The sequence below is a fragment of the Clostridium pascui genome, assembly GCF_016908015.1.
Taxonomy (GTDB): Bacteria; Bacillota; Clostridia; order Clostridiales; family Clostridiaceae; genus Clostridium_AK; species Clostridium_AK pascui.
This window is the reverse complement of sequence record NZ_JAFBDB010000007.1, coordinates 171,672-182,346: the sequence shown is the minus strand read 5'-3', so window position 1 is coordinate 182,346 and position 10,675 is coordinate 171,672. Positions and strand designations below refer to the sequence as shown.

General features: G+C 30.3%; 8 protein-coding genes and 1 tRNA gene. 7 read left to right on the top strand and 2 right to left on the bottom strand.

Translation table 11 applies throughout. The annotated features are described in order from the left end of the window. Positions 1–2: 2 nt before the first annotated feature. Positions 3–77 (top strand) — tRNA-Asn (locus JOC70_RS16190). 151 nt (positions 78–228) lie between these two features. Here JOC70_RS16190 and trhA read toward each other — a convergent pair. Further along, entirely contained in the window at positions 229–867 is a 639-nt protein-coding gene (gene trhA, locus JOC70_RS16185) for a PAQR family membrane homeostasis protein TrhA (protein WP_204599936.1), read from the bottom strand. 323 nt (positions 868–1,190) lie between these two features. Here trhA and JOC70_RS16180 point away from each other — a divergent pair, with 323 nt between their 5' ends. From JOC70_RS16180 to JOC70_RS16170, 3 genes are all read left to right on the top strand, one after another. Further along, positions 1,191–2,006 carry a membrane-associated sensor domain-containing protein gene (locus tag JOC70_RS16180; protein ID WP_204599935.1) on the top strand — a complete coding sequence of 272 codons (816 nt, stop codon included), beginning with the start codon at positions 1,191–1,193 and terminating at the stop codon, positions 2,004–2,006. Positions 2,007–2,164: 158 nt separating this feature from the next. Continuing rightward, positions 2,165–2,986: a sensor histidine kinase gene (locus JOC70_RS16175; protein ID WP_204599934.1), complete on the top strand. Its 822-nt coding sequence runs from the start codon at positions 2,165–2,167 to the stop codon at positions 2,984–2,986. A gap of 201 nt (positions 2,987–3,187) precedes the next feature. Next, positions 3,188–4,948, top strand: coding sequence for a methyl-accepting chemotaxis protein (locus JOC70_RS16170; protein WP_204599933.1), 1,761 nt, complete (start codon positions 3,188–3,190; stop codon positions 4,946–4,948). Positions 4,949–4,959: 11 nt separating this feature from the next. On the opposite strand, the gene JOC70_RS16165 is transcribed toward JOC70_RS16170, so the two are convergent. Then, entirely contained in the window at positions 4,960–6,501 is a 1,542-nt protein-coding gene (locus JOC70_RS16165; protein ID WP_204599932.1) for an FAD-dependent oxidoreductase, read from the bottom strand. A gap of 305 nt (positions 6,502–6,806) precedes the next feature. Here JOC70_RS16165 and JOC70_RS16160 point away from each other — a divergent pair, with 305 nt between their 5' ends. The 3 genes from JOC70_RS16160 to mglC all read left to right on the top strand — a co-directional run bounded on the left by JOC70_RS16160 (position 6,807) and on the right by mglC (position 10,506). Further along, entirely contained in the window at positions 6,807–7,847 is a 1,041-nt protein-coding gene (locus tag JOC70_RS16160; RefSeq protein WP_204599931.1) for a galactose ABC transporter substrate-binding protein, read from the top strand. A 105-nt stretch (positions 7,848–7,952) separates the two neighbouring features. Continuing rightward, positions 7,953–9,470 carry a sugar ABC transporter ATP-binding protein gene (locus JOC70_RS16155; protein ID WP_204599930.1) on the top strand — a complete coding sequence of 506 codons (1,518 nt, stop codon included), beginning with the start codon at positions 7,953–7,955 and terminating at the stop codon, positions 9,468–9,470. Positions 9,471–9,486: 16 nt separating this feature from the next. Further along, complete coding sequence (gene mglC, locus JOC70_RS16150; RefSeq protein ID WP_204599929.1) at positions 9,487–10,506, top strand: galactose/methyl galactoside ABC transporter permease MglC; 1,020 nt, start codon at positions 9,487–9,489, stop codon at positions 10,504–10,506. Positions 10,507–10,675 lie beyond the last annotated feature (169 nt).

The window sequence follows — 10,675 nt, the reverse complement described above, 5'->3', positions numbered from 1 at the left end:
ATTCCGTGGTAGCTCAATGGCAGAGCATTCGGCTGTTAACCGAAGGGTTGGAGGTTCGAGCCCTCTCCACGGAGCCATTTTTATTTTTTGAATAATTAAAGCACAACGAGTTAAATTAATGCAAATATTAATTAACTTGCTGTGCTTTTTCGTATTAAAAGGATATTACGACGTTTTTAATGTGAACTGCTAACGGAAGATTTAACATTAAAAACCGTCGTAATATTTCTAAAGGTATAACAGAACACAAAAGAAGTGGCAAGTAGTGCCGGCAAGTACAAATAGGTGCCAGATTGCATGGTTATACGGTATTTTATCGAACATAAATAAAACTGCACCTAAGGTATAAAGAACTCCACCAGCTACTAAAAGAAATAAACCAGTGGATGGAAGAAGTATAATCAATCTTTTTATAGCAAATATTATGATCCATCCCATACCTACATAAGCCGAGGTAGATAATAATTCATATTTCTCAACCCAAAAGGATTTTAGGATAATTCCTATAATAGCAAGTCCCCATACAATCCCAAATATACTCCATCCTAATGGTCCTCGAAGTATAGTAAGAGTAAAGGGAGTATAGGTACCAGCAATAAGCAAGAAAATAGAACAGTGATCAAAAATCCTAAATATTCTCTTAACTTTTTTATTTGGAATACTATGATAAAGTGTAGAGCCAAGATAAAGTATAATCATACAAACTCCAAATATAGTGTAACTTACAACATGCCAAGGATCCTTATAAAGAGTTGCAAATACAATCAAAAGTACTAAAGCTGCTACAGATAGAAGTACACCTAATCCATGTGTTATGGCATTAGCTAATTCTTCTCCAAATGTATAAAAGTTATCTTTATCCTCCAAATTAACACACCTCCTTTATATTAAATCTCTATTCATAATATATTAACTTATAAAGCATATTGTAACATTTATATATTATAGTTGCATTAATATATTTTATACAAGTTTAGAGAGTTTATAAAATTATTAATTTATGCCTTTTTTATAAACAGACTATTTTTAAATTGTAAAACATATATTAATTTATGGCTTTAAATTCTTATAAAAGTAAACAAGTTAAGTAGAAGTTTATATTTTATTAAATATTGTAGCAAAAATGGATATTTTTATGTAAAATATATGATATAATGGAGAATGAATATTTCTTAATAAAGGAGGCAGTTATGAAATATATAAGTTTCTTTAAAGATAATATAAATAATTATATCATTCATATAATTTTTGGAGTTTTTTTTATAATAGCTATGTATATAAGTTCATTCAAATATCTGATGTTTCATACAATTTGTGAACTGCTTATTATAATTGTAAGTTTTAGTATTATGATTATAACACTTAATATGAGTAAAAGTCATAAAAGTGATTATTTTATATTTTTGGGAATAACTTATGGATTCGTAGCTTGCATTGAATTATTGCACACTTTATCTTATAGAGGTATGAATATAATAGATATAGGTAGTACAGCAAATATACCTACTCAATTATGGATAGCTGTAAGATATTTAGAATCAATTTCTATATTAGTGTCATTTAGTTATATTAAAAAAAGAATTAATATTTTAAAGACTTTTATTTCTTACGCAATTATTGCAGTATTAATTATTTTAAGTATATTTAAGTTTCATATATTTCCTGACTGTTTTATAGAAGGATATGGACTAACACCCTTTAAGATGATAAGTGAGTATATAATAATTGTAATTTTGGGAGTATGTTTGTTTATATCTTATGATGAGTATAATATAAATTTTTTATCTGATAAATCTTATAGCTATTTTATTATATTTTCAATAGGATCAGAATTGGCATTTACTATATATAAAGATGTGTATGGAATTATTAATGGAACTGGACATGTACTTAAATTTATATCCTTTTATATTTTATATACTGCAATTATAAAAGAAACTTTGGGTAAGAATATTCATAAAATTACGGATAATGGAAAGAGACTTAAGGAAACAGAGAGAATTTAAAAACTTTCTAAGTTTATTTTTCAAAATTACAATTAATAATTATTATTTGTTAATAGATTGTGTACGAATTGTAATATTTTTTTACTTATATCCCATAATATAGAAAATATCAACGGAATGTGTTATTATATTTCTATAAAAATTATGGATAAAAGGAGATGGGGAATATAAGCTTAAATAGAATAGAAAAAGATAAATCCATGCTAGAATTTTTAGCGAACATCTCTCACGAACTTAAGACTCCTATAAATCTAATATATAGTGTCAGTCAGGCTGAGGAATATTTTATTAATGAAGAAAACCTACAGAAGATAAGGGAATATAATAAAATAATTAAACAAAACTGTTATAGACTTATTAAATTAACTAATAATATAATTGATGTTACTAAAATAAATGAAGGCTCTTTAAGACCTAAGATAGCTTATCTTAATATAGTTGAAGTAGTAGAAAATATAGTTATGTCAGTAGTGCCTTATCTTGAGAAAAGAGGAATAAGTATAATATTTGATACAGATATAGAAGAGGAGTATGTAAATATAGATAATAATCTCATGGAAAGAATAATGCTAAATTTAATATCAAATTCAATTAAGTATGGTAATAATAATGGTAATATAAGTATAAGTTTATATCATGATAATAAAGATTATATAAATATAAGTGTAAAAGATGATGGAGTAGGGATTCCAAAAGAAAAACATGAAATAGTTTTTGAAAACTTTACTCAGGTCGACAATTTGTTTACAAGGAAATGTGAAGGAAACGGTATGGGATTAGCCTTGGTAAAGTCACTTGTAGAGCTTCAACAGGGAAAAATAAAATTAATAAGTGAAGTAGGACAAGGTACTGAAATAATTATAAGTATCCCTATAACAGAAATTAATGAAGTTGCATGTACTACACTGAATTTTGATAACATAGAAAATAAGTCTATCATAGAAAAAATGAATATAGAATTTTCGGATATATATTGGTAATAAAAGGAGTTTGCAAATGCAAGCTTCTTTTTTATATATAAACTAAAAATATGCCAAGTGTAACAAATAATAAGTTATGATAATAGTAAATTTAGTAAAGAATTAACATAAAATATGTTGGAATTTGGCGCATAATATGGTAAATTTAGATGAGTCATCTAGAAATCACCTATTGTTTTACAATATAAGGAGGAATTTACCATGAATAAGAAAAGTGGATTAAGAAAATCCATGTATATTTCTTTTATTATAATTTCTGTAATTGTAGTTACGGCTATGAGTATTATAGGATTTATTAGTTATTCTTCAGCAAAGAAACAATTAACTGATTTAGGAATTAGATCATTACAAAACAAGGTCAATATTGGAATAGAAACCATGGAAGGCCTTGAAAAAGAAGTGCAAAAAGGGAAATATACAAGACAAGAAGCTCAAGAAATGTTTAGACAAATATTTTTAAATCCAAAATCACAAGACGGTAAGTCTAGAGAAGTCAAATCTTCCATTGATTTAGAAAATATTAAGGCTTATATGTATGCTATAGATAGTACAGGCTTAGAAGTTATGCATCCTGCTAAAGAGGGAGATAGTATTATGGATTATAAGGATGCAGGAGGAACATATGTTGCAAAAGAAATAATAAGGGAAGGAAGTAATCCTACTAATAATGGAGTTATACATTTTATATGGCAAAACCCTGGAGAAACTGAGGCAAAGCCAAAGGTAAATGTAGTTAAGTATTACAAAAATTGGGACTGGTATGTAAATGTAGGATGTTATGAAGAAGATTTTTATAAAGGAGCAAATAAATTATTAATTGAAATAATAGCACTTATTATAATATTTAGCGTTTTAGTTAGCATTTGCTTAATATATATTGTAGGAAAAAAGATATTCCCATTAGAAGGAATAATAGCAAGTATGAAGGAGTTATCACATGGAGACTTAAGAGTTAGATCTACTTATAATAAAAAGGATGAAATAGGATATGTAAGCAGTGTATTTAATGAAATGACAGTTCAAATGGAAGCTTTAATAGGCAAGGTAAAAGCCGCCTTAAATACATTAAATGATTCCTCAACAGCACTTGCAGCATCTTCTTCAGATATAAATCACTCAAGTAAAGATATAGAGGAAGTTATGTCCGAAATCGCAAAAGGTTCAACGGATCAATCTAATCAGCTTTCAGATGTCTTAAAGCTCGTTGAAGGATTAACATCAAATTTAGATATTATAGGTCAAAAGTTTTCTAGAATGGCTGTAAGTGGGAGAGAAATAAAATATTCAGCAGATACAAATTCTGAAAATCTTCAAGAATTACTGTTATCTATTGAAGAGATAAAAAATTTATTTAATGACGTGATAAATAAAATAAACGAATTTGAAGGAAACATGGGAAAAATTAATTTGATAGTAGAGGTAATAGATGAAGTAGTTCAACAGACAAATCTTTTAGCATTAAATGCATCCATTGAAGCTGCAAGAGCAGGAGAGGCAGGAAGAGGATTTGCTGTTGTTGCAGATGAAATAAGAAAACTAGCTCAGCAAAGTTTGGAGTCTTCAAATAATATAATTGGAATAACAAACAATATGACTAAAGATTTTAATAATGTAGCAACTACAGCTAATTCAGCTACATTAAAGATTGAAAACCAAGTTGGAATAATAAGAGGTTCTATGACATCCTTTGAATCTATCCTTAAAGAAATAAATGAAATAATGCCTGCTATGGAAGATATAAATAGTGAAATTGAAAGTGCTTTAGGGAAAAAGGAAATGGTACTAGAAAAGACGGAATCTGTATCAAGTATTTCCGAAGAACTATCTGCTTCAACTGAAGAAGTTGTAGCAACCATAGAAGAGCAAAATAAGGTAGTTAACAATTTAGCATACATGGCAGAAGATTTAAATAAAATATCTGAAGATATTTATAGTAATATTGAAAGATTTAAAACTAGCTAAAAAATTGAGGATTACTCCTCAATTTTTTTTAATGGTTTTTGAGCAGGCCCTTCAACTACCTCCCCATTTATAGAAAATCTTGAACCATGGCATGGGCAATCCCATGTTCTTTCTGCATCGTTCCATTGAACTTCACATCCCATATGGGTACAGGTAGTATCAAAAATATGAAGTTCTCCTTGTTTATCTCTATAAGCACCAGCTCTTTTACCATTTATGAACACAACTGAGCCCTCATCATTCTTTAAATCATCAGGTTTTCTATTGTTAGCTGTTACTTTTCCTTTTATAAGCTCTTTAGCTACGTCTGTATTCATTGAAATAAAGTTTTTCACACTAGGATCAGCATTAAACCTAGAAGGTGTATAGAGATTAGAATAAGGGTTTTCTTTCTCCAAAATAGAATCCTTTATAATTAAAGCAGCTAGGGTTCCACTTGTCATGCCCCATTGTTTATATCCAGTAGCAACATATATGTTTGGGTTGCTATCAGTAATATGTCCTATGTAAGGTATATTATCTAAGGTTACTAGGTCTTGAGTAGACCACCTATAAGGTATACTTTTTATTTTAAATAGTTCGTCACCAAAGAGTCTTAAAGCTTCGTATCGACCAGATGTGGGAATATCACTTTGGCCAGTTTTATGACTTTCCCCTCCAATTATAACTAAGTTTTCTCCATTAAAAGGTGTATATCTAAGAGAACGTCCAGGATTTTCAGCGTTTATATACATACCGCCAGGATAAGGCCTTTCAGTTATAGCTCCCAATACGTAAGATCGAAGTGGATACATTCTTGAAAAATATAATCCCATTCCATCATAAAAAGGATAGTGGGTACAAATAACTACATTGTCACAGATTATTTTATGGCCAGCTTTTGTTATAACTTTAAGTTCCGGAGATTTTTCAATATCTATTGCTTGAGTATTTTCATAAATAATATTACCATCTTCATTGATAGAATTTACAAGACTATTTAAATATTTAAGTGGATGAAATTGAGCTTGATTTTTCATAACTAATGCAGCTTTTATATCTAATGGTATAGGTATACTATTCAAGTATTCCCCAGGTATGCCTAAGTTTTCATAAGCCTTTGATTCATTTAATATTTTTTGCACATAATCTTCAGATTGAGTGTATATGTAAGCATCTTGTTCAATGAAATCACAGTCGATATTTTTTTCCTTTATAGTGCTTTTTATAAAGTTTAATGCCTCCATGTTAGACTCATAGTAAAGCTTAGTCTTTTCATGTCCTATTTCATTTAAAAATTCATCATATATTAATTCATGTTGTGCAGTTATTTTAGCTGTAGTATGGCCAGTAGTTGCACTCAATATTTTACTGGATTCTAAAATTACAACTTTTAAACCTTCTTTCTTAAGTAAATAAGCGAGTGTGATACCAGTAATTCCTCCACCGACTATAACCACATCTACTTTCATATTATCAGAGTAATTTGAGAAGGATGGGAACTTTGTAGACTCCATCCAATAGGCCTCAGGATATTTAGGGATATCTTTATTTTGTAAATTATCTTCAGTCATATCATATGCCTCCTGTGTTATCAATTAAGATTAAAGTAATAAGATAAGCTAATCAATAAATCTTATTAAATGACAATTTCTTAATTATTACTTAATCAATAAGATTAATTTTTCCTGAAATTTAAATTTAATACATATCTTAATTATAAGAAGAATGATATAAAGTGAAATTATATAACTGTAAATATTTAATGGAATATTGGATAAATGAAAACGAATTCTACGGTATATATTGGAAATCATATGAATAATATATTAATGAAATTCAATTAATAAAATATTAATATTATAATGGGGGTAACTTTATGAAAAAGGTAATGGCAAGCATAATCCTTGCTTCTGTACTTACAGGAGCTTTGGCAGGGTGCTCAGGTGGACAAAAACCAGCAGGAGATAAAGCAGAAGATAAGAAGGATAAGCCGACTATAGGATGTGCTATTTATAAGTTTGACGATACATTTATGACAGGAGTTCGTAATGCAATATCTGAAGCGGCAGGAGATAAGGCAACAGTAGACATAGTAGATAGTCAAAATTCACAGCCAACTCAAAATGATAAAGTGGACTTATTTATAACAAAGAAAGTAAATAGTCTTGCAATAAACCCAGTTGATCGTACTGCAGCAGGAGTGTTAATAGATAAAGCTCAAAAGGCAAATACACCAGTAGTATTTTTCAATAGGGAACCTTTGCCAGAAGATATGAAAAAATGGGATAAGGTTTATTATGTTGGAGCTAGAGCTGAAGAATCTGGAACAATATCAGGACAACTTGCAGTTGATTATTGGAAGGGCCATCCTGAAGCTGATAAGAATAAAGATGGAGTTATGCAGTATGTAATGTTAAAGGGAGAACCAGGACATCAAGATGCAGAGCTTAGAACTAAACATTCAGTTCAAGCTGTAACAGATGCAGGTATAAAGGTAGATAAGCTTGCTGAAGATACAGCTATGTGGGATCGTGTAAAAGGACAGGAAAAGATGGCTGCATTCCTTGCTGCAAACGGCGATAAAATAGAAATGGTATTTGCAAATAATGATGATATGGCACTTGGAGCTATTGAAGCACTAAAAGCAGGTGGATACTTCAAAGATAATAAATATATGCCAGTTATAGGTGTTGATGCAACTGCACCAGCATTAAAGGCCCTTGAAGAAGGAACTATGCTTGGTACAGTATTAAATGACGCCAAGAACCAAGGAAAGGCTACATTTAATATAGCTGAAGTATTAGCTAAAGGTGGAACTCCAAGCAAAGAAAATATAGGATTTGACTTAACTGATGGAAAATATGTATGGGTACCATATAAAAAGATTACAAAGGAAAACATGAACGAAGCAAAATAAGGATTCATTAAAGAGTGAAGGGTTAGTGAGGGTTAAAAACTACATTAACTTTTCACTCTTAATTCTCAATAAATAGCTGAAAATAAAGTAAGCGGAGGTGATTAAATGAGCGAAGGTGAATTTATTCTCCAGATGAATGACATATCTAAAGAGTTTCCAGGAGTTAAAGCATTGGATAATGTAACTCTAAAAGTAAGAAAAGGAAGCGTTCATGCTCTTATGGGGGAAAATGGAGCTGGCAAATCAACTCTTATGAAATGTCTTTTTGGCATATATAAAGAAGATTCAGGAGAGATAATTTTAGATGGAAAAAAAATTGATATAAAAGAACCTAAGATTGCACTAGACAATGGTATTTCGATGATTCACCAAGAACTACATCCTGTGCCTTATAGAAATGTTATTGAAAATATATGGCTTGGAAGATTTTCAACTAAAAAAATAGGGCCATTAAAATTTGTAGATGAAAAAAGCATGTATGAGGCTACAAAGAAGCTTTTTGAGAATCTTAATATAGATATAAATCCTAAAGACATAGTTCGAAATATGTCTGTATCTAAGATTCAGTTAATAGAAATTGCAAAGGCAGTATCATATAATTCCAAAGTTATAATAATGGACGAACCTACATCATCCTTAACTGAAAACGAAGTAGAGCATTTATTTACGATAATAAATAAATTAAAAAATAATGGAGTTTCTATAATTTATATATCACATAAAATCGAAGAAATACTTAAAATATCTGACGAAGTGACAATTATGCGTGATGGTAAATATATAGGTACATGGAAGTCTTCAGAGCTTACCACAGATATGATAATCTCTAAAATGGTAGGACGTGATATGACAAATAGATTCCCGCCTAAAAGTAATGTCCCAGGAGAAGTAGTGCTGAAAATTGAGCAATTGACATCTATCATGGGAAAATCCTTTAGTGACATTTCGTTTGAATTGAAAAAAGGAGAAGTATTAGGAATAGGTGGACTTGTAGGGGCACAACGCACAGAACTTGTGGAAGCGTTATTTGGACTAAGGGGAATTAGTAGTGGAAAGATATTTATTAATAATAAAGAAGTTAAAATAAAATCACCAATAGATGCAAAGAAGCATAAAATTGCACTTCTAACTGAAGAAAGAAGAGCAACGGGAATATTCCCAGTACTTTCAATATTGGAGAATACTGTGGTTGCAAATATAAATAGATATGTCACACCTTTACACATTATAAATGAGGGTAAAAGACGAGAAGATGTAAAGAAAAGTATAAAAATGCTTAAGGTAAAAACCCCTTCGTTTAGAACGCTCATAAAGGATTTATCTGGTGGAAATCAACAAAAGGTGCTTATAGCAAGGTGGCTTTTAACAGAACCTGAAATACTTATATTAGATGAACCAACTCGTGGAATTGATGTTGGTGCAAAGTATGAAATATATACAATTATTGCAGATCTTGCAAAGCAAGGCAAAAGCATCATAATGATATCTTCTGAAATGCCAGAGCTTATTGGAATGTCTGATCGTATAATGGTTATGTGTGAGGGACATCTTTCTGGAATTATAGATGGCAGCAATGCAACAGAAGAAGAAATAATGCGTCTTGCAACAAAGTTTAGTTCATAAGGAAGGAGGATTTATTATGGAAAAATCCGATATTAAGAAAATAGATATGAAAAAAGTAAAGGGATTTTTATCCCAACATGCAATTTATATAGTTTTAGTAATGCTTGTATTGGCTATTGCAATAAAGGATTCAAGATTTTTATCGCTTACTTGCTTAAAAGACATTTTGCTTCAAAGCTCTACAAAGGTAATTATTGCCCTGGGAATAGCCTTTGTACTTATAACAGGTGGTGTTGATCTTTCTGCAGGACGTGTAGTAGGATTTGCAGCAGTATTATCTGCATCTATGCTTCAAACTCCTGATTATGCAAGAAGATTTTACCCCAATTTACCTCAACTTAATTTAATTATACCTATTTTAATTGCCATAATTGCAGCACTTTTAGCTGGTGCCGTAAATGGATTTATTATTTCAAAGTTTAGTGTACCACCTTTTATAGCAACTTTAGGTACCATGGTAATTGTATATGGATTAAATTCAATTTACTTTGATCTACCTCCAAATGACTCACAGCCAATTGGAGGACTTAGAAAAGATTTTACTAATTTAGGATCAGGACATATATTTTCATTTCCTGTTATAGTATTAATTGCAATAATAGTATCAATAATAGTTTGGGTAATATTTAATAAAACTCGCCTTGGAAAGAATATGTATGCTATAGGTGGAAATAAGGAAGCAGCTAAAGTTTCAGGTATAAATGTAGGACTTACACTTTTAATATTATATGCAATAGCAGGTTCGTTATATGGACTTGGAGGAGTATTAGAAGCTGCTAGAACTGGAGGAGCTACAAATAACTATGGGAACATGTACGAAATGGATGCCATTGCTGCCTGCGTTGTAGGGGGAGTATCTACTTCAGGTGGAATAGGAACTGTTCAAGGAATTTTGGCTGGAGTTTTAATATTTAGTGTAATAAATTATGGATTAACATTTATAGGAGTAAATCCATACTGGCAGCTTATAGTAAAGGGACTTATTATAGTAACCGCTGTGGCTTTTGACATAAGAAAATATATTGCGAAAAAGTGATATTTAGGAATTAGTAGTAAGGTGATAGGTACAAGGATTGGATAGAACTTTGACTAGTCAAAATTTATCCGTTTTCCGGTGTCTAAATCCTAGAAACTAATTCCTTTAAATTTATAAAGTTGGTAGTAGTCTCATTTGTAAATTTAATTGTAATAATTATTCAAAAAGG